This is a genomic window from Pedobacter polaris (assembly GCF_005116505.1).
GTDB classification, from domain to species: domain Bacteria; phylum Bacteroidota; class Bacteroidia; order Sphingobacteriales; family Sphingobacteriaceae; genus Pedobacter; species Pedobacter polaris.
This window is the reverse complement of record NZ_SWBR01000001.1, coordinates 786,940-806,477: the sequence shown is the minus strand read 5'-3', so window position 1 is coordinate 806,477 and position 19,538 is coordinate 786,940. Positions and strand designations below refer to the sequence as shown.

At 34.3% G+C, this 19,538-nt stretch carries 17 protein-coding genes; 5 read left to right on the top strand and 12 right to left on the bottom strand.

The window, feature by feature from the left end; all coding sequences use genetic code 11:
- Nucleotides 1–15 precede the first annotated feature (15 nt).
- From ffh to FA048_RS03610, 4 genes are all read left to right on the top strand, one after another.
- On the top strand, nt 16–1,356 hold the full coding sequence (gene ffh, locus FA048_RS03625; RefSeq protein WP_136838844.1) for a signal recognition particle protein: 1,341 nt from the start codon (nt 16–18) through the stop codon (nt 1,354–1,356).
- A 180-nt stretch (nt 1,357–1,536) separates the two neighbouring features.
- Complete coding sequence (locus FA048_RS03620; RefSeq protein WP_136838843.1) at nt 1,537–3,075, top strand: YifB family Mg chelatase-like AAA ATPase; 1,539 nt, start codon at nt 1,537–1,539, stop codon at nt 3,073–3,075.
- 98 nt (nt 3,076–3,173) lie between these two features.
- Nucleotides 3,174–3,701, top strand: a complete 528-nt coding sequence (locus tag FA048_RS03615; RefSeq protein WP_136838842.1) for an REP-associated tyrosine transposase — start codon at nt 3,174–3,176, stop codon at nt 3,699–3,701.
- Nucleotides 3,702–4,040: 339 nt separating this feature from the next.
- On the top strand, nt 4,041–4,250 hold the full coding sequence (locus tag FA048_RS03610) for a hypothetical protein (RefSeq protein ID WP_136838841.1): 210 nt from the start codon (nt 4,041–4,043) through the stop codon (nt 4,248–4,250).
- On the opposite strand, the gene FA048_RS03605 is transcribed toward FA048_RS03610, so the two are convergent.
- Entirely contained in the window at nt 4,247–7,183 is a 2,937-nt protein-coding gene (locus tag FA048_RS03605; protein WP_136838840.1) for a hypothetical protein, read from the bottom strand. The two genes, FA048_RS03610 and FA048_RS03605, sit on opposite strands and share 4 nt — an antisense overlap.
- 850 nt (nt 7,184–8,033) lie before the next feature.
- Here FA048_RS03605 and FA048_RS03600 point away from each other — a divergent pair.
- Nucleotides 8,034–8,279 carry a hypothetical protein gene (locus tag FA048_RS03600; protein ID WP_205943412.1) on the top strand — a complete coding sequence of 82 codons (246 nt, stop codon included), beginning with the start codon at nt 8,034–8,036 and terminating at the stop codon, nt 8,277–8,279.
- A 14-nt stretch (nt 8,280–8,293) separates the two neighbouring features.
- Here the strand turns inward: FA048_RS03600 and FA048_RS03595 are convergent, their stop codons facing one another.
- From FA048_RS03595 to htpG, 11 genes are all read right to left on the bottom strand, one after another.
- Nucleotides 8,294–8,524, bottom strand: a complete 231-nt coding sequence (locus tag FA048_RS03595; RefSeq protein ID WP_136838839.1) for a hypothetical protein — start codon at nt 8,522–8,524, stop codon at nt 8,294–8,296.
- A 5-nt stretch (nt 8,525–8,529) separates the two neighbouring features.
- Nucleotides 8,530–9,618, bottom strand: coding sequence for a metallophosphoesterase (locus FA048_RS03590; protein WP_136838838.1), 1,089 nt, complete (start codon nt 9,616–9,618; stop codon nt 8,530–8,532).
- 30 nt (nt 9,619–9,648) lie between these two features.
- Nucleotides 9,649–9,909 (bottom strand): hypothetical protein, encoded by a 261-nt coding sequence (locus tag FA048_RS03585; protein ID WP_136838837.1) that lies wholly within the window; start codon nt 9,907–9,909, stop codon nt 9,649–9,651.
- 70 nt (nt 9,910–9,979) lie between these two features.
- Nucleotides 9,980–10,561, bottom strand: a complete 582-nt coding sequence (locus FA048_RS03580; protein ID WP_136838836.1) for a TlpA family protein disulfide reductase — start codon at nt 10,559–10,561, stop codon at nt 9,980–9,982.
- Nucleotides 10,562–10,613: 52 nt separating this feature from the next.
- On the bottom strand, nt 10,614–11,897 hold the full coding sequence (locus tag FA048_RS03575) for a porin family protein (RefSeq protein ID WP_136838835.1): 1,284 nt from the start codon (nt 11,895–11,897) through the stop codon (nt 10,614–10,616).
- Nucleotides 11,884–12,453 (bottom strand): RNA polymerase sigma factor, encoded by a 570-nt coding sequence (locus FA048_RS03570; RefSeq protein WP_136838834.1) that lies wholly within the window; start codon nt 12,451–12,453, stop codon nt 11,884–11,886. Before FA048_RS03570 ends, FA048_RS03575 begins: the two co-directional genes overlap by 14 nt.
- Nucleotides 12,454–12,555: 102 nt before the next feature.
- Complete coding sequence (locus tag FA048_RS03565) at nt 12,556–13,251, bottom strand: DUF4397 domain-containing protein (protein WP_136838833.1); 696 nt, start codon at nt 13,249–13,251, stop codon at nt 12,556–12,558.
- A 94-nt stretch (nt 13,252–13,345) separates the two neighbouring features.
- On the bottom strand, nt 13,346–14,665 hold the full coding sequence (locus FA048_RS03560) for an outer membrane beta-barrel protein (RefSeq protein WP_136838832.1): 1,320 nt from the start codon (nt 14,663–14,665) through the stop codon (nt 13,346–13,348).
- A complete protein-coding gene (locus FA048_RS03555; protein ID WP_169306805.1) occupies nt 14,656–16,185 on the bottom strand; it encodes a TonB-dependent receptor in 1,530 nt (509 codons plus the stop codon). Before FA048_RS03555 ends, FA048_RS03560 begins: the two co-directional genes overlap by 10 nt.
- A gap of 133 nt (nt 16,186–16,318) precedes the next feature.
- The gene (locus FA048_RS03550) at nt 16,319–17,539 is read right to left on the bottom strand and encodes a metallophosphoesterase (protein ID WP_136838830.1); all 1,221 of its coding nucleotides are present in this window, start codon (nt 17,537–17,539) and stop codon (nt 16,319–16,321) included.
- A 105-nt stretch (nt 17,540–17,644) separates the two neighbouring features.
- Nucleotides 17,645–19,531 (bottom strand): molecular chaperone HtpG, encoded by a 1,887-nt coding sequence (htpG, locus tag FA048_RS03545; RefSeq protein WP_136838829.1) that lies wholly within the window; start codon nt 19,529–19,531, stop codon nt 17,645–17,647.
- Between the last annotated feature and the right edge of the window lie 7 nt (nt 19,532–19,538).

Genomic DNA, 19,538 nt, shown 5'->3' with positions numbered 1-19,538 from the left:
GAATTAGACAAAATTATGTTTGAAAATTTACAGGATAAGCTAGACAGGGCATTTAAAGTTTTAAAGGGACAAGGAAGTATTTCTGAAATAAACGTGGCGGAAACCATGAAAGAGATTAGAAAAGCTTTATTAGATGCCGACGTAAATTATAAGACAGCTAAAACCTTTACAGATGATGTTAAAGAAAAAGCTTTAGGTTTAAATGTACTTACAGCAGTTTCTCCGGGTCAATTACTAACTAAGGTAATGAATGATGGGCTTGCTGCCTTAATGGGTGGTGAGGTAACAGAGTTAGATTTAAAAAACAATCCAACAATTATATTAATTGCTGGTTTAAACGGTGCAGGTAAGACAACTTTTACTGGTAAACTTGCATTGCATTTAAAAAATAAAGGCAAAAAACCTATCATGGTTGCTGGCGATGTTTATCGTCCTGCTGCTGTAGATCAATTACAGATTTTAGGTGAGCAAATTGGTGTTCCGGTTTATGCAAATATCTCTTCAAAAGACCCTATCGCTATTGCTTTAGAAGGTATTGCTGAAGGTAAAAAGAACAACAACAACGTTATTATTATTGATACAGCTGGTCGTTTATCTATAGACGAAAGCTTAATGAACGAAATTTCTGAAGTTAAGGCACAAACTAAACCTCATGAAATTTTATTTGTAGTTGATGCTATGACCGGTCAAGATGCCGTGAATACCGCTAAAGTATTTAACGACAGATTAGATTTTACCGGTGTTGTTTTAACAAAATTAGATGGCGATACGCGTGGTGGTGCTGCCTTATCAATCAAATCGGTAGTAAATAAACCAATTAAATTTATTGGTACTGGCGAGAAAATGGAAGCGCTGGATGTGTTTTACCCAGATAGGATGGCATCTCGTATTTTAGGTATGGGTGACGTTGTTTCCTTGGTAGAAAGAGCACAAGAACAGTTTGACGAGAAAGAAGCAGCCGAGCTACAAAAGAAAATTCGCAAGAATAAATTCGACTTCAATGACTTTTATAACCAGATTCAACAAATCAAGAAAATGGGTAACATGAAGGATTTGATGGGCATGATTCCGGGCGTGGGTAAAATGATGAAGAATGTAGATATTGAAGATGATGCTTTTAAAAATGTTGAAGCCATCATTCAATCAATGACTCCATTTGAAAAAGAAAATCCTGATAGCATACAACAAAGCCGTCGTTTAAGAATTGCAAAAGGTTCAGGAAATAAAGTTGAAGAAGTAACTAAACTGATCAAGCAATTTGAAGATATGCGTAAAGTAATGAAGCAATTTTCTAATCCTGCAGCAGCAGCTAAAATGATGAAAAATATGCCAAAGATGCCACAAGGCAGAATGTAAGCTTAGCGTATAAAAGAATAAAGCGAAAATAGCGAAATCCCGTTGCGAAAGCTTCGGGATTTTTTGTTGGTTCTATTCTAAAAAGAAAAATCACTTCGTATAAATTAAAGAAATTACCTCTGAGTTTGTATTTTAAAATCTTTGTGGTAATTCCATTTTGCTTTGCATACATTTAAAATTATGCTTGTAAAAACCTATGGAAGCGCCGTTTATGGTGTTGATGCTTTAACAATTACAATTGAAGTTAGTGTAACTACTGGAACCAAATATTTTGTTGTTGGCCTACCAGACAACGCGGTAAAAGAAAGTATGTTTAGGGTAGAAAGTGCCATCAAAACTTCAGGTTATCATATGCCGAGGCAAAGAATTGTGGTTAACCTCGCTCCTGCAGATATTAGGAAAGAAGGATCTGCTTATGATCTACCTATTGCAATAGGCATTTTAGCGGCCTCTGGACAAATAGATGCTGATGAGCTGCAGAATTACTTCATTATGGGAGAACTGTCCTTAGATGGAGGATTACAGAGCATAAAAGGCGCCCTGCCTATTTCCATTCAAGCTAGAAATGCCAACTTTAAAGGTTTCATTTTACCTAAGATAAATTCTAGGGAAGCTGGTATTGTAAATAATGTAGCTGTTTTTGGAATGGAAACTTTGGCTGAGGTAATCGACTTTTTTAAAGGTGGAGAAAGACCTGCGCCAGTTGTAGTAGATACCAGAGAGGAATTTGATCAGCAAATTAATAATTATGAACAAGATTTCTCTGATGTAAAAGGTCAAGAAAACATTAAACGTGCTTTAGAGATTGCTGCAGCAGGTGGTCATAATGTAATTCTAATTGGTCCTCCTGGAGCTGGTAAAACGATGCTGGCTAAAAGGCTACCAACTATTTTACCCCCATTAAATTTGCAGGAGGCTTTAGAAAGTACCAAAATTTATTCTGTTGCTGGTAAACTACCTACAGCAAATGCTTTAATGACAGAAAGGCCTTTCCGTTCGCCCCATCATACCATTTCAGATGTAGCCTTAGTTGGCGGAGGAATGAACCCACAACCTGGAGAGATATCTTTAGCGCATAATGGTGTTCTGTTTTTAGACGAATTGCCAGAATTTAAACGAACTGTTCTAGAGGTAATGCGCCAACCTTTAGAAGATAGAAAAGTAACCATTTCTAGGGCTAGATTCTCTGTTGAGTATCCTTCTAGCTTTATGTTAATTGCCTCTATGAATCCCTGCCCTTGTGGATTTTTCAATCACCCAGAAAAAGAATGTTTATGCGGTCCAGGTATTGTACAAAAATACCTAAGCAAAATATCTGGGCCATTGTTAGACCGGATTGATTTACATGTTGAAGTAACCCCTGTGAATTTTACAGAATTGGCTTCTTCTCGAGAAGCTGAAAAAAGCAGCTCAATAAGAGAGAGGGTAATGAAAGCCAGGGCAGTGCAGGACAAACGTTTTGAAACCAATGATGCCCTGCACTTTAATGCCCAAATGAGCCCGAATATGGTAAGGCAAATTTGTGTAATCGATGAAACCGGTCAAGTATTGATTAAACGGGCAATGGAAAAATTAGGACTATCTGCCCGTGCTTATGATCGTATTTTAAAAGTAGCCCGAACTATTGCAGATTTAGCAGAAAGTGAAAACATTGAACCCGAGCATTTAGCAGAAGCCATACATTACAGAAGCTTAGATAGGGAAAGCTGGGCAGGGTAAAATGGAATAATGACCGGATTACAAAATAGTGCTGTTCGATATGTTCTGAAAGGCATATCGAATAAGTTGATAAAAGGGGTTTTATAAACCTAGAGATTATGGGATTAACATACAGTATAAGAAATCAAACAGGACAGTATTTTGTTACTTGCACCGTCCATCAATGGATTGATGTTTTTACAAGGGAATTGTACAAAGAGACATTATTAGATAGCATAAGGCATTGTCAAAAAAACAAGGGGTTGCAGGTTTATGGTTGGGTTTTGATGAGTAATCATATTCATATGATTATCAGTAGCAATAAAGACAATTTAAGTGACATCATTAGAGATTTTAAAAAATACACCGCCACAAAAATTGTTGAAGCAATTTCTAATAGCGCAAATGAAAGTCGTAAAAGGTGGTTACTCTGGTTATTGGTTAAGGAGAAAGAAATTTCATTTTGGCAGAAAGGCTATCACGGCGAAGAGATATTTAGCGCCTCTTTTTTTGAAACGAAATTAAATTATATACATTTTAACCCTGTTAGGGCTGGTATAGTGGAAAAAGAAGAGGAATATTTATATAGTAGCTGTGCAGATTATTACGGAATTAGAAAAGGGAAACTAGACTTGGCAATTGAGTAAATAATCGGATTACAAATCCTCTTTATCTTTCGTTCGAGATGCGCTTCGCTAACATCTCGAATAGCTGGTCTATACCGCGCTTCTGAGGTACTGGCAACAGACGGGCTTTACAAACCCGATCACTGCATTTAGCTATCAGATTATGGAGATCGCCAAGATCTCCGCGCCGATGACATATAGAAAGTGTCTAAAGGACCTGAGTGATTTTGGCTACTTGAAATATCTACCCTCATACAAAAGTAATCAGGCCAGTAAAATATACCTGCCAGATCACTTTTAAATAATGCAATTAAAGGCACATAAGTGAAGTTGAAAATAAGTGTAAAGTATGTGTGAGTTATGGAAAATCTAATTAAATACACCATAGGTTCTTACCATGGGAAAGTGGTAAGAACCTATGATATCGAACATCCCGATTGCAACAGGGTAATACATGCAAAAAAAACGGTCCTTTCGAAAAAGACCGAAAAAAATTATAAGGTAACGGTGACCTATATCCAGGTAACTGCAATTATTGAAAGTATCATCAAAAAGGGCTATAAACCTTAATGGGAAAGCCCTATCGTTCTGCAGTCATAGGTTATATTCAATGTTAAATGCGTGATCACTGAGTTATCTATTCCTCTTTCTGACTTATTGATTACAAATTTTGACAGTGCACCGGGGGTGGAAAAAAGATTTACATTTTGGGCATTTTGGCCAAGTAGCGCATAGATTAGTGAGGCTTGAAAGGAACTTGGTTGGAATGGAGATATCTGCCCATTTTGGAAAGAGTATCGAGCGCCCCAAAAATTCCGGTCATTTTTCCCGATTGCATTTCGGAAGAGATAGTCTTTGTCATTTTTTTTCAATAACGATGTTCCAGAGTGCTCAATAGTTAGGTCAAGTTCAGCGAATTCAACCGGGTTTTTAGGATTCTTGACTTTGAAGTTGTTGAACGAAACGTCAATAATTCTGATATCCTCCTCATAGGCAGAAAAGAATTTGCCATTATTGAGGTCAAGATTGAGGTAACCATATTCGTTTAAAAATTTTAAATCTTGCCCTTTAATCACAATCACTTTTGTAAGTGTTTTATAGTTTGCATCGTAGTTCAGTTGCGTGAGCACCTGCTCACTGACCTTTAATAGCTGCTGTTCGTGAAGTGTTCTTATAATTGCATAATCTGATTCCGACATTGGCCTATAGCTTTGCATATTGGCGATGATTGTCATCATTGGCTTCTTGTAAAAAAAGGGATCATAAGACTTTGGCGCATCTTGAAGTATTCTGTAACGGTAGGACTTAGTCATTAGGTAATCGAATTTTGCCAACCTGATTTCGCCATCATGAATGATATCACTACACACTTTCAATAAATTGTATTGGAGGAAATCTGATTGCTGAGCAATTTCGGTCCGTATTCCGTTAACTGCTTGCAAATTTCTAATTATCTGATCAAGATTCGAGAAGGTAGCGAATAGTGTGGCCTCGATTTCTTCAGTTATTTTCATTCTTTCATAAACGATTTTTTCAATCCTATTAGCTATGTTTAAATACCGTTTACTATGTTGCTTCAAAGCAAGCAGTTCCTTTTCGTATTCGTTCTGCGGTATCTCTGTCAAGTCTAACTTTTGATTAAATTTCCCATAGTCCTTGTATAGAATTGCGGATATTTCTTTCACAAGCTTTAAACTTTCATTTGCATCCTGAGAGTTTTCAAAGCGACTCCAATTCGCATCAATCGATTCCCAATCAAAGTCTTTATATTCCTGGAATAGCGGCGAAAGGGAATTAAGGAAATTAGATTGTTCAACCTTGTTCATTTTACGAACTTCAGTTAATACATGACCAACTGCCGCTGCATAGGGTTGTCCAACAGGCGACGATTTTAATAAAGTGCTTGCAGTTTTTAGGACTTTGTTCTGCGCAATTTTATGATTTGCTTCACTGACTCTGTCTCTTGCATCCTCCGCAAGTTCCTGTTCAATTAATCTCAACTCCGCTTCCAGGCTTGCTGTTTCCGTTTGTAAATTGGCTAGCTTGCTTTTAATAGTGGGAATTTTTGCAAATAGTGTTACCTGATTTTTGGCAATATTCCGATTATCTAGTTGAAGACTTTCAACCAGATCCGTTGCAGCATCCACTTTATTTTGCAAGTTAGTAGTATGGGAGATGATAAAACTGCTGAGGAACAACTGCTGGGATATTGTACTTATTTCATTTTTGTAATTTAGATAGTTGACCTCGAATGACAATGCTGGCACCCAATTCATTGGATTATTGTAGTAGTCTAATCCTGATGTCAATTGCATTTTGTAATGGCTTAATTCGTTCAAAGCTGTCGACACCTTTGATGAGTCATCTGGAGAGGCATTTTTCAGAAAAATTACGTCAATTTTTGCTAGGTCATCACTTAGTGAGTTTATTTCCCTACCCAGTTGATTGAATTTATCAGAAGTAATATTTTGATAGTCAAAACGTAACTGGTTTACTTTAAAAATTAAATAGTCGCTTGTAATATAAAATTTGGGGTCACTTGAGGATAAGATTTTACCAGACAGGCCTTCTATACTTTCAGCCTGTGGATTATTGACATCTTTGCCGTCTTGGCTCTCTCTATAGACATTAGGTTTGCCTAACTCATACCACCAGGCAGCCCGTCTAGGCATTCCACCTTTGCCACCTTTATAAGGTTCAGATTGAGCGACAGCGCCCGCTTTCCCACCCGAAAGCATGACGTTAGATGCAATCGTTAAGCCATTACAAATCACTGAGCCTCCACTTCCGCCTTCCCCTGGTTTCCCACCGGGAATGCCATTCGCACCATCTCCCGGCCAATCTTTCGTACCAAGTCTCCAATTTCTATTATAGGCATCCCTTACGCCCACCCAAACTAACTGGTCTTTAGAAACTTTGCACCCATGTAGTGAACATTTGGAGTTGACAACAGGTAATGATTTTCCGTCGGCCCCGTTTTCTCCAAAACCAGCCGCCTGTCCGTTTCCTCCACGTACATCAATCAAGATTGCTTTCTCTCCCAGCTGATTGATTAACTTATTGCAATGAAGTGAAATTGTTTTTGCAGCAAGTCCCTGTTTACCATTTTTAAATTGCATTGCTCGTGGAGATGGATTATCTTCTGGTTGAATCGACAGATAACCAGCAGACTTTCCAGAAGATGCAAAGACAACTGAGTCTGCGAAAAGTTCTATCTTTGAATGCGGAAAATGTAACGTGTCGCTAAGCGTAATTTTTTTTGCAGAAATCAAAACATTCCTAACATTTGTGGCTCCGTTGATTGCAAATAATTGGGGAAAATTTTTTCGGTTAATATCGATTTCACTTCCGATTAACTTAATTGTCAAAATCTCCTTATGAAAGATGTAGTTAAGAGTGTCGCCTTTTTCCTTTAAGATATAAAATTTATAATCCCGATTTTGGGCTTGTAGACTAGAGCAAAAGAAAGTAAAAAAAATTATTAGTGTAATGTGTCTCGACATATAAAGCGTTATTTAGTGTTTAAAGATATTCAGATTCAGTTAGATAAAAAATAATTGTTTTTTAGTTTCATCCTTGCAGGACAAAAAAGACTTATAACTTTCGTTTCCATTTTGTGACTATGATATCCTCAAGATTAAGCGCCGCTGATTCCGATCTTTGATCTGACAAAGTGTTAGCATTAAACTACAAGTAATTGTGCTTGCTTAAGCTGATCCGTTCGAAGTCTCACCAATGAAGATGCAAAAATGACGCATGAGTAGAATATTGTACCAGTTTTGGCCAGTTTGCATCTAAAAGCGTGGCTACTTTTACCTGAACACGCATTAAAATGTTGAAAATCAATTAATTTTTTGGTTGAAACCATATGTTTTCATGATTTTTTTTTTAGATTCGAATAAAATAAGAAATCTAATGGGTACTAATGCTCCTGGTCAACTATTAGGTTACACACTGCAATATCCAAGGGCTTTATGGCATCTTTTGAAATGCGGGACTGGGCAGGATGACCATTTTCCCAACTGATACACTTTTCATCACTAGCATTCAATTGTTACGTTATATCTTTTGGGAACAAGCCAAAATCCACCCGTATCTTTCGGAGATGCTCCCCAATTGTTGCAGGGTTGGTCAGATAAGGCAGAGGAAGAGGTTTTGGGTCTGGTTATGGTATCACAAAAAAGCAACGCGACCTATTATTGATTTTACATGTTGAAGTTACTCCTGTGAATTTACAGAATAGGCTTCTTCACAAGAAGCAGAAAAAAGCAGCTCACTAAGAGAAAGGATAATGAAAGCGGGGCAAAATGAAATACTACTAATGTTTCTAGGAGAATTTATTTACATTTAATTATGAAAACGTTTTTTAAATCATCTTTATTAATCACCATATTTTTGTTTATAAGCATCCATCCTCTTTTTGCTCAAGATCGTGCTGTTTCAAATACTGTTATTGGAAATGGCATTGGAATTGGAAGTGCTTTAGCTATAGCAATATGTTGGACAAGAACAAACTCTGTTTTAACCTCAATTCTTGCTGGTTTTTTTGGGTGGTTATACGTAATCTATTTTTTAATTGTTAGGGAAAGAGAAAATTAAAAATCCATTAACTTTTAATCTCTTCCCAAAGCCCTATCAATCAACCTACCTATATCTTCAACCTCTTTATTTTCTTCAAGAATTGGTTCGTCAGTTTTATAGTCAATACGCATCCATTTTTTATTCTTGTTTCTTAAAACCTGAGTGTATTCACTATCGTTTTTAAAAATTGTAAAGGTATTTCCTTCTTCCGGAACAATTTCATAAACGATACCGTTTACCTTAATAAAAAATGAATCTTCCATATAATTTAAACTTCGCTTTGTAAGTTAACCAAATCTGTCTCTTCTAAAACTATTCTCGAAGATTGTTTATTCTCCTGATAGGCCCATTTTATTAATTTTATTTTACCACCTATAATTTCTAAGCCTGTAATATCTCCATCACTAAAACAGCAACAACCCGTATTAAAATAATTTGGCTTATAGGCAGAAAAAGGTGGCACGGTAGCACCCATAATTCGCTCTTTTCGCATCTGATCTAACAGTTGGTCTTCTTCTACCTTATTTTTTGTTTTTCTAGCATCATCAAGCCTAATATATATACGCTCTAAGTGAGTTAATGAATTAAAAACAGGTTGATGCGTGTGCCCTGTAACTAAAACAGACTGCTGAGCTGCCGCCCACTCATACATAAATTGGTTATGTGTAGATTTGAGCTGATTATTAAACGCTGGTGTATTAGGGTTGATATGTAAATATGCCTGCAATGGCGCCCAAATTCTCGATACAAACCATTTACTAAACCAGTTGCCATCGCTTGCTAAATCACCTTGATGTCCGTGGGTTAAAAAAATAGCTAAAGGTTTATCGTTTAGTCTTGTTTGCAGTATAAGTCCTTCATAAATCTTAACTTTCTGGCCATAAATTTTTTCCAGTTGGTAACCCGCTAAAGGATCATTATCCCAATATAAATCATGATTACCAAAAACCTTTACAAACGCGTTTCTCTGTAAGAATAGACTTTCTATTGCAAAAGTCTCTTTGTTATGAGTTTTAACAGCTTCTAATGTGTTTTCCCATAGCTCTTCGCTATCTCCAAGGCTGATGAAAGTATATTGATTTTGATTGTAGTAGCTTAAAGCGGTAATGTAGTTGTTGGCAGCAAAGCCAAAGTCATCTGCATAATTTCTAGCCCCTTTATGCTGGTCGGAGAAAACAATGTATTTGTCATTTTCATCAAAATTAAACAACAAACCTCTCTTACCAGGATTTTTTACAATCTCACTATAAAGTTTTGTTAAGGCTTCATGCACTCTTTCCTTTTTCGGTCTAGATGCATATTTATTAGCCATTTTAATAACAAAGCCACTCAATAATTTTTGTAACAGTTTACGCATCAAATAGAATGGCTAGTTAATTTTTTAGTATTATTCTTCTTCGTCATCATCCTCATCTATTGGAGGATTTTCATGATAAGCAGTTATTAATTTACCAATCTGGTTAGCTTCTTCATCAAAATCAAACTTCGGAATTCCTGTTTCACTATCAAGTTTTATCCATTGCTCAGCAGTATCTTTTTGGATCTGAACATATTCTTTTCCTTCCTTAAAAACTACATAGGTATCATTTCCTTCAGGGAAAATAGCATAATTGATATTTCCTATTTCTATATCAAATGGTTGTTGCATAATTTACATTGTTTAATAGCTCATGGCTAATAGTCAATAGATATACAGGCTATAGACTATCAACTATTGACTAATCTTTCAAATCCTTTAATTGTTTAATAAATGTGATAAATTGTGAGCTTGCGTAATTTGCCGCCCCCTCTCCGTTCAGCGAAACTCTGCCTTGTTTATCCAAAACCACAGTAGTTGGTAACGACCCCTTGAAAAGAGTTTTGGGTATATCACTTCCAAAGGTATATACAGGTAGTTTATAATTTTTTCTATCCATGTAGGCTTGCGCTTTTGGAAAATCACCATCAGCATCAATCATTAAAAAGACAATATCCTTATCATTTTTAAATTGCTCATAGAACATATTTATTGATGGCATTTCTGCTAAACATGGTGGACACCAAGTGGCCCAAAAATTAAGAAAAACTACTTTACCTTTTAAATCTGCAAGACTAATCACTTTACCTGTTGCATCTTTAAATTTTATGGTAGATAAGTCAGCATCTAGTTCCGATTTCTTATCCTCAATAGATGGCTTAAATAAGCCAATTTCCATTAAGCCTTGTATCAATGTTGCCTTAGCAGCCGGAACGAATAGAATTACCAAAACAATGGTAACAAGTATTACCGTTTTGATATGTTTTGTCCAATTACCTTTCATCTAATCTGCTTCTTTTTTACAAAGATAGCCAATCAAACAACAGAAATTTAGTTTAAAAGTCAAACTTTAATTTAACGCCAGTACCTATTAGCTTTAAATTTTCAGTTTTAACTTCCTTCATTGGTAATTTCAAAAATGGTTCTATTGCAAAAGAATTATGTTTAGAGATTTTCTTTTTATAGCCAAAAGAAAGGTTATAAAAACCTAGATAAGAATAGTTATCAATTTTTGCCGGCTCTTCTTTTTCTGTTACCCTTTCTGACACTAAAACATTACTGAATTGAATTGACGCCGCTGATGTACCGGCTGATTGTTGAACCAATTTCTCCTCTATATAAGTGTTATTTCTTTTTTGGTTAATTACAGCAAAGGCAGATACACCAAAATTAGCATAGAAGTTTTTATTTACATGATATTTTATTTCCAATGGGATATCTATTCCAGTTACCCTTTCCTCTACAGATTCTAAACTCTTAGTACTGCTATTTTTAGCTATTGCCGAATTAGTTACAGGCGAATCATAGGACATTGACTTATCCGCTCCTTTTGAAGCCGCCATTTGGTTATATGCTATTCCAGAGTTTAAAGAAAATTTATCAGATAGGCTATAATCCACACTTACTCCGTAACCCATATTTAGTTTTTTAACGTTACCAAAAGATGGAGCCACAACTAAGCCAAGAGTAAATTTACTTTGCTTTTTATCAACTACATTATCTGATTTTTTATCTTTATTATTTTTGGTTTCATTTTCCAGAAAATCCATAGTGCTAACCTTTTGTTCTTCCCCTTTATTTGCCACAATTACTTGTTCTATTGGTTTTGAAACAACTTTCTCAGCTGGTAGTTCAATTACTTTTTGTGCTTGATATAGTTGATTTGAATTGGTTACTATAGGCTGGTTCTGGGAATTAGTTAAGTTGTCTTCAAATCCTTTTTTATCAGCTTCTTGATTAAGGTGGTTAATCTTAACACTTTCCTTAAAAGCATTTAAATTTTCTTCTTTAAATGGACTACTAGTTTCATTATTAGCTATAACTTCTTTGGGTTTAACACTAACTTTTTCAGCAGATTGCGTTTTATTTGTAACAACTTTTGTGTCTTGTTCTGTACTAGGTTTTTTATTAGTAAGTAAAAAGGTGATGAATCCAATCAATAGAATTGCGGCGGCACCTTGTAAAAAAGGCATAAAAACTAGTGGCCTTTGTTTTTTTTCTGATACATTAAATTTTTCCCAAGCCCCCTGCACATAAGCTTCCTCATGCTCCAAAAGGCGCTCTCTTACATGAGCAATTAGCTCAGTATTGAGTGGCTTATTAGGTTCAGTTGGTTTCATATGTATTAATTAGTGTATTGGAGTATAATGTTCTTAATTTCTGTTTGGCTCTTGTTAGGTAAACCCGACTTGAGCTTTCTGGTATTTTAAATATTTTAGCAATTTCTTGATGTGAAAAACCTTCTATTTCAAACAGGTTAAATATCAGTCTTTGTATTTCTGGTAAGTCATCAAGCAATTTTAAAATATCCTTTACATTTAATGCAGAGATGACGTTGATTGATGAAACAGGTTCAGCTTCTTCTGTAAAATCGTCTATTGACAAAAAACTTTTTCTTGTTCTTAAAAAATCTATTGCGGTACGAGAAGCAATCTTCCCAATCCAAGCTTTAAAAGCTTTTTCTGCATAGGGAATTTCGCTTGGGAAAATAAAAAGGTGTATTGATTTAAAGACCTTTATAAAGGTGTCATTTACCAGTTCTTCAGCTTCAGTTCTATTATTAGTATAACGTAAAATAACAGCCATAAGGTAGCCATAAAATGATTTATAAACCATTTCCTTGCTCTTGTTGTCGTTTCTAATACATCCCTTTATGACATCCTCAAATCTGAGCATTTTTCTCTCTAAATTTAAAGACTATACGTTTTTTACCATATATTAAGCTATTAAGTATTCATTTTAAAAGCCATCAGCTTATACTGATGGCTTTGGAGTTTACTATTTGTGTGTAAAAATAGCAGCCCCGAATTTAGTTGCATCTGCAGTTGCTTTTAATCCTTTTGCGTAAAGGGTATATATTTTGCCATCTTCAATTTTGATATCCACAAGAGTTGTTTCTACTGCTCCCGAAGTTTTATTTTTAATGTTAAAACTTACCTTTTCGGCTGGATCTATAGCTACGAACTCACTATATTCTTTAAATGCTTTATTGTCTATCAAGTCTGGCGTTTTACCCACAACCTCTAAATTTAAAGCTCCAGCGTCAGGACTTAAATTCACAAAACGAATTTTTGCTTTTCCAGCTGCTGGTTTTGCTAAATTATCTTGTAACATCAATAAGTCAACCGTTTCAAACTTATCTACAACAAAAACAGAGTAACCTAACCCTGATTCTAATTTCAACAATTTTGAAGTTAATTTGGTAGTTAAGCCTTTTTTGGTAACTGTTAGATTTCTGTCTCCAGAATAGGCATTTAGATAATCTATCTTAGCACCAAATGCAAAATCTTCAACGTTAGCTCTTGTATTGTCTACATATACATCAAGTTTTTCGATTGTAGGTGATGCATGAATAAGACTTAACCCAGAAATCTGAATTGGGGTTTGATCCCCATCAATTTTTGAGCATGAAGCCAAACCAAGTGTGATAAAGAGAGCAGCTATTATTGTTTTAAATTTTAAAGAGATTTTCATGATTTAATTTTAAAAGTAAAATATTTGTTAACGGCCATTAACTGTTTTCTTCTAAAACGAGACAACATGGGCAAACGCTACACTATTTTTATTTTTAATCTGCATCAACTCGAAACGTCTTTCCTCCAAATTTGGATATATTATAACTTAGTCCAAAAGTAAAAACTCGGGTAACCTGATTTGTTCTGCTGTCTATTATCGAATTTCCCATTACATAACGAGATAAGTTATTCCCCTGATTTAATAAATCGTTAGCATTAATATTTAAACTTAACGCTTGATCTTTAAAGAATGTCTTGTTTAAATTTGCATTCAACAAAAGTGGATTTGTGTTTGCAAGAGAGTATCCGGCATTAATTCTTTTAGTCGCATTAAAACCTACATGATAGGATTTTCTTATAGTAGCTCTTGCAGAAAGTGATAGGTTTAGGCTCTTAACTTTCTTTAAATTTTCATTGCTAAAATCTGCATCATTATTGGTGAGGCTATAATTTACATTTGATGTAACAGAAAGTTTTTTTAACCTTAAAGAACTATTTAAATCGGCTCTATAACTATGTGTTTTAAAAAAAGCAGCTCCACTAATTTGACCCAAATTAAAGGAGGCAGCCTCATTAAATGAATTTAAGTTCATCGAATTATTGTTAGAGCTAAAACTATAATTTGTATTTGCAGATATAGAAATTTTTTTAAGGTTTAGATTAGCATTTACCTGTTGTGAAAGATTTAACCCCTTATTATAGCTTTTAATATTATTAATAAATATTGCTCGATTTGAAATCCCAAAATTACCTCCATAAGAAATAGATAACTTATTCTTTTTAATAGGAACGTTAAATACATAATTACTTCCTGCATTATAGGTTCCGTTTGTGTTTTCAAATCGGGTTTCTTGTTTTACGCTATTTAAAGTATCTGGGATTAAAATTACATTGTTAACAATCTCATTCTGAGTAGTAGAAAAGTTTAATCCGGTTTGTGCAGATATTCCGGTTTTAAGATTTACGTAATTGTAGCTTGAAGAAAGGTTATGGTTAAAAAAAGATTTCAAATTAGGATTACCAATTACAATATTCTGTAAGTTTTGTGTGTTTCTAATGGGCTGTAATTGATAAGATGAAGGGTTATTATTGCTACCACTATAATTAACAGACAATGTTTTTCCTTTGGCTATTGTTCTGCTTAAATTAATATTTGGCGCATAATTTAAATTGTTATTTCTTATTTTTTGATGGAGATTAATGTAATTGCTGCTCATAAAACTAGGTTTTGCATTAAAACCAAGATTATACCTCATCTTTTTGTTGTTGTAATTGTAATTTATGCCAAAAGACTGATTAATAGTTACAGAAGTGTACTGTGTACTTAAGGAGTCGACATAACTTGGTCGATTGTTTAAATTATCTAGTACCAAAGTAGAATATCATTACTGCTTCTTCCAATAGACCCATTATAATTAAAGTTTAAGCTTTTGCGGGCCAAGCTATCTTTAGGTTTTTTTAAACCAAGACTAAAATTAAAGCCAATGTTGATATTTTGATTGTTACCGTGTGTAATTAGGTTTCTATTTAACAATGAATCTTTTTCTAAAACTTGCGTTATCTTATTATAATAAAGTGTATTTGTACTAATATTTTGGTTTGAGTTATTCTCTGATGATGAAAATCCAAAATTTGCAGAAAAGCTGTTCTTTTTATTTTTTAAGACTTTTGAAAAATTAATGTTGGCATTTACTCTGGGTGAGCTATTTTTTGACTGATTAATGTTTTTCAAATCTTGTCTAATAATACCTGTTTGGTTGTTAAAAGAAGAACTTAAATTATTGCCACTGTTATATGAAGCTCCTATTGAAGCATTCATGTATATTTTCTTATTGTTAAAATTAAAACTGGTATTTAGGTTGTGGTTATTGTTTTTATTTTCACCACTGCTAGCTGAATTATTATAAAAAGTTCCTAGCGGGTTTAAGGTTTCTATACTTTGTTCTCTAGTAAAAGCGCCATTACTACCTCCAAAATTGTAGTTAACTCCAATTCCTCCATTTTTTCCTAGCTTATTCCTATAACTAGAATTTAAACCTATATTTTGACTTGTTCCGGCTCCATTGTTTGAAGTAGTGTAGTTTATTCCACCATTACTTTGTTTATTGTCATTCCATAGGTTCATATTCGCATTACTCCCCAATTGATCATTGGTTCCGCCATTTAAACTTACGCTACCAAATTTTCCTCTATTCATCCCAGGCTTGGTAACAATGTTTAGCATTTTTGTAGGCTCACCAATCTTTAGTCCAGTAAAATTTGCTTCATCTCCAAAATCATCTATAATTTGTATTTTAGATACAATTCCCACTGGCAGCCTACCAATAAAATCTTTTACATTATTGGTAAAAAAATCTTTTCCGTTAATCCGTAGCTTAACCATTTCTTTACCCATTGTTTTAACATTGTACTCATCATCAACTTCTAAACCCGGAAACTGCTTTAACAAATCTGAAACATTATCTCCTTCTAATACCTGATATGCTGCAGCGTTATACTCTACAGTATCTTGCATTATTCTTATCGGATTAGGCTTAGACTTAATTACAACTTCCTTTAGCATATTGCCTGAAAAACTAAGCTCGATCCCTTTAATATCTAGCTGCCTTTCTTTACCAAATGAATAGCTATGGCTAAACTCTTTATAACCTGTTATGGAGATTTTTAAAGAAAATTGATCTGTTTTAATCTTTGAGAAATTAAAATAACCATCAACATCTGTAGTGGTGCGTAAGGTGTCTTTACCAGCAATTAGTAAAACATTGGCATCACTTATTACAACTTTGCTGCTATCAGTAACTAAACCGCTAACCCTTCTATTGTTCTGTGCAAACAAAGTTGATGTACACAGTATCAATAAAAATAATAGAGAAAATGAGTAGCGTTTTTTCAAAAGACAATAATTACCTGTTACAAACTTAATTCTTAGTTTTCAGCATTTTATGTTTTTCACAAAATTTAACTTAAACTGTAAGTAAGATTAGGTTAATGGTCTTATTCCATAACAGATTGTAGAATTATTAAGGTTATCCTTTTTTCAATTCGATAACTGTAATTTCTGGCCAGATCCCAATTCTTCCAGAAAACCCGATAAAGCCAAAGCCACGGTTTACATTTAAAACTCTTTCATTTTCTTTTTTAATACCTGCCCAATGTTTATATCTCAATTTTACTGGGCTCCATTTAATACCAAAAGCCTCAATGCCAAATTGCATCCCATGGGTATGGCCAGCTAATGTTAAATGTATTTTTGAAGGATTATCCTTAACCTGTGCTTCCCAATGAGATGGATCATGAGATAATAGAATTTTAAATTCTTCTGCAGTTGTTCCTGTTAGTGCTTTTTGCAAATCTCCTCTCTCACCAAATCCTAAGCCCCAGTTCTCTATTCCTGCTAAAATTATTTTCTGCCCATTTTTGGTCAACTCAACATGTTCATCTAGTAAGAGACGAAAACCTAAATCTGAATGATATTTTTTGAGCTGTTGTAAATTTCCTCTCTTAATTAAGTCATTTTCCCACTTCACATAATCACCATAATCATGGTTGCCCAAAACAGAAAACTGACCATATTTAGCTTTAATTTGAGAAAAATGTCCAATCCAGGGTTTAATCTCTTCTGCTTTATTATTCACCAAATCTCCTGTAAATACAAACACATCCGATTCCTGCCTATTAATCAAATCAATCCCTTTTTGTACGGCTGTTGGATTGGCAAAACTTCCAGCATGAACATCCGAGATTTGTGTAATGGTAAATCCGTCAAATGCTTCAGGTAAGTCTTTAAAATACAAAGTATGCTTAATCACTCTGTAGGCATATTTTCCTTTTATTATGCCATATAAAAACAATAAAATGGATACCAAAAAAAGACCAACTCCAAAATTGATTAAAAATGGGTTTCGAATAGGTATCAAAAATTTCCCATCTAAAACAAGGTGAAATAAGCCAGCTATTAATCTATAAATGTCTTCAAGTAGTAAATTGATCGCAAAAATAAGTTCACTTACAAAAAGCATTAAAAAGGCATGAGTAGCAATCTTAAAAAACATTCCCATGCCTCTACTTTGTATCCCTTGAATGGCATAAATTAATGCAAAAACACTTAACGAAATAACTGACCAAAATATAGTTGGTACGTATGATTGGGTAGCAATAACTTGTAAGCCGTTTAACGTGTACCAGTTCAGCAAAAAGAATAATACTATAAAAATGGTTACTGGAAGTAATTGAAGTCTTCTTTTCATATTAAATAAATAAACCACATAGATTCATAGAAAACATAGCCTATCTTTTGCAAAAAACTATGTTCTTATGTTTCTATGTGATTAAAGAAACTTGGTGCTTAGGGTTTAAATTAACTCCACACTTCTGCTTACAAAAGCCGTTAATTCTGCTCCTGTTAACATACCTTGTGACAATAAAGCTAAATCAACTGCCTGTTTAGCAAATTTGCTCTGCTCTTCTTCATTTTCTGAAGCTAAAATTTTGCTCACCAGCTTATGGTTTCCATTAATAGCAACTTTATAGCTATCTGGCATGTTGCCATAGAAACTCATTCCTCCACCCATTTTAGCCATATCTTTCATCCTACGCATAAATTCATCCATCGTTACGGTAACAGGAGAATCATCTGGGTTTAACCCAACTACTTCAACACTGAAATTAGGTTTAGCAATCGCTTTTTCGAAAATAGCCTTAACGCTTGTTGATTGCTCTTCGCTTAAAACAGACTCTAAAACTTCGTCTTTTTCAATTAATTGATTAGCCACACTAGCGTCAACACGTTTCAACTGTGTTTTTTCTAATTTCTGCTCTAGGCTGCTTACAAAGTGATTGTCAATTGGAGAGTTCATTAATAAAACATCATAGCCTTTCTTCTCAGCAGATTGAATAAAACCATCTTGTTTATCAGGATCTGTTGTGTACAAATAAACAACGGTTCCATTTTTATCTGTTTGAACTGGAGCTACTTTTTCTTTGTATTCTTCGAAAGTAAAATGCTCACCTTTGGTATTGGTTAATAAACCAAAGTCTTTCCCTTTATCATAAAATTTCTCTTCGCTAATCATTCCGTACTTAACGAATAAACCAATGTTACTCCATTTTTCTTCGTAAGCTTTACGGTCTTTGTTAAATAATTCTGCCAATTTATCAGCTACCTTTTTAGTAATGTAACTATTGATTTTTTTAACATTACTATCTGCCTGTAAGAAACTTCTAGAAACGTTTAAAGGAATATCTGGAGAGTCAATTACACCATGCAGCAACATTAAAAATTCTGGAACAATGTCTTTTACTTCATCGGTAATGAATACTTGGCGACTAAATAATTTGATTTTGTTGCGTTGCATATCAAAATCATCTTTCACTTTCGGAAAGTATAAAACTCCTGTTAGGTTGAAAGGATAATCAACGTTCAAATGAATCCAGAATAATGGATCTTCTGAGAATGGATATAATTGTTTGTAGAAATCTAAATAATCTGCATCTGACAAATCTGCAGGTGCCTTAGTCCAAATTGGATTAGTGGTGTTAATGATATTATCAACTTCTACTGATTTATATTTTGGTTTATCTTCATCATCAACGCCATCTTCTTCTTGTTCTGTTTTAGTACCAAACTTAATTGGAACAGGTAAGAATTTAGCATATTTATCCAAGATTTCTTGAAGTTTACCTTCATTTAAAAACTCTTCAGATTCGGCATTGATATGTAAAATGATACTTGTACCACGGGCTGTACGGCTACCTTCAGAAATCTCAAAAGATGTACTACCATCACAAGTCCATTTTGCAGGCTCAGCGCCTTCTTGGTAAGACAAAGTTTGAATTTCTACTAAATCTGCAACCATAAATGCAGAATAAAATCCTAAACCGAATTTACCAATAATTTCGTTGGCATCTTTAGCATCCTTAAATTTTTCTACAAACTCACTAGCGCCCGAGAAAGCAACTTGATTGATGTATTTTTTGATTTCTTCAGCAGTCATACCCAAACCATTATCACTTATAGTAATGGTTTTTGCTGCTGCATCTAAACTTACCTCAACTTGTGGCTCACCAAGTTCGCCATTGTATTGACCAAGTGCTGCTAAACGTTTTATTTTTTGAACCGCATCAACTGCGTTAGAAACTAGTTCCCTTAAAAAGATTTCATTATCCGAATACAGGAATTTCTTAATGATTGGGAAAATGTTTTCAGTGTGTATGGAAATACTTCCTTTTTCTGTTGTCATAATTAAT

Coding starts and splice junctions, on each gene's coding strand:
- FA048_RS03590 (WP_136838838.1), bottom strand. CDS start 9,618: ATGCGTAAACTGTTACAAAAATTATTGAGTGGCTTTGTTATTAAAATG.
- FA048_RS03620 (WP_136838843.1), top strand. CDS start 1,537: ATGCTTGTAAAAACCTATGGAAGCGCCGTTTATGGTGTTGATGCTTTA.
- FA048_RS03610 (WP_136838841.1), top strand. CDS start 4,041: ATGGAAAATCTAATTAAATACACCATAGGTTCTTACCATGGGAAAGTG.
- FA048_RS03580 (WP_136838836.1), bottom strand. CDS start 10,561: ATGAAAGGTAATTGGACAAAACATATCAAAACGGTAATACTTGTTACC.
- FA048_RS03585 (WP_136838837.1), bottom strand. CDS start 9,909: ATGCAACAACCATTTGATATAGAAATAGGAAATATCAATTATGCTATT.
- FA048_RS03570 (WP_136838834.1), bottom strand. CDS start 12,453: ATGCTCAGATTTGAGGATGTCATAAAGGGATGTATTAGAAACGACAAC.
- FA048_RS03575 (WP_136838835.1), bottom strand. CDS start 11,897: ATGAAACCAACTGAACCTAATAAGCCACTCAATACTGAGCTAATTGCT.
- htpG (WP_136838829.1), bottom strand. CDS start 19,531: ATGACAACAGAAAAAGGAAGTATTTCCATACACACTGAAAACATTTTC.
- ffh (WP_136838844.1), top strand. CDS start 16: ATGTTTGAAAATTTACAGGATAAGCTAGACAGGGCATTTAAAGTTTTA.
- FA048_RS03615 (WP_136838842.1), top strand. CDS start 3,174: ATGGGATTAACATACAGTATAAGAAATCAAACAGGACAGTATTTTGTT.
- FA048_RS03595 (WP_136838839.1), bottom strand. CDS start 8,524: ATGGAAGATTCATTTTTTATTAAGGTAAACGGTATCGTTTATGAAATT.
- FA048_RS03565 (WP_136838833.1), bottom strand. CDS start 13,251: ATGAAAATCTCTTTAAAATTTAAAACAATAATAGCTGCTCTCTTTATC.
- FA048_RS03605 (WP_136838840.1), bottom strand. CDS start 7,183: ATGTCGAGACACATTACACTAATAATTTTTTTTACTTTCTTTTGCTCT.
- FA048_RS03550 (WP_136838830.1), bottom strand. CDS start 17,539: ATGAAAAGAAGACTTCAATTACTTCCAGTAACCATTTTTATAGTATTA.
- FA048_RS03600 (WP_205943412.1), top strand. CDS start 8,034: ATGAAAACGTTTTTTAAATCATCTTTATTAATCACCATATTTTTGTTT.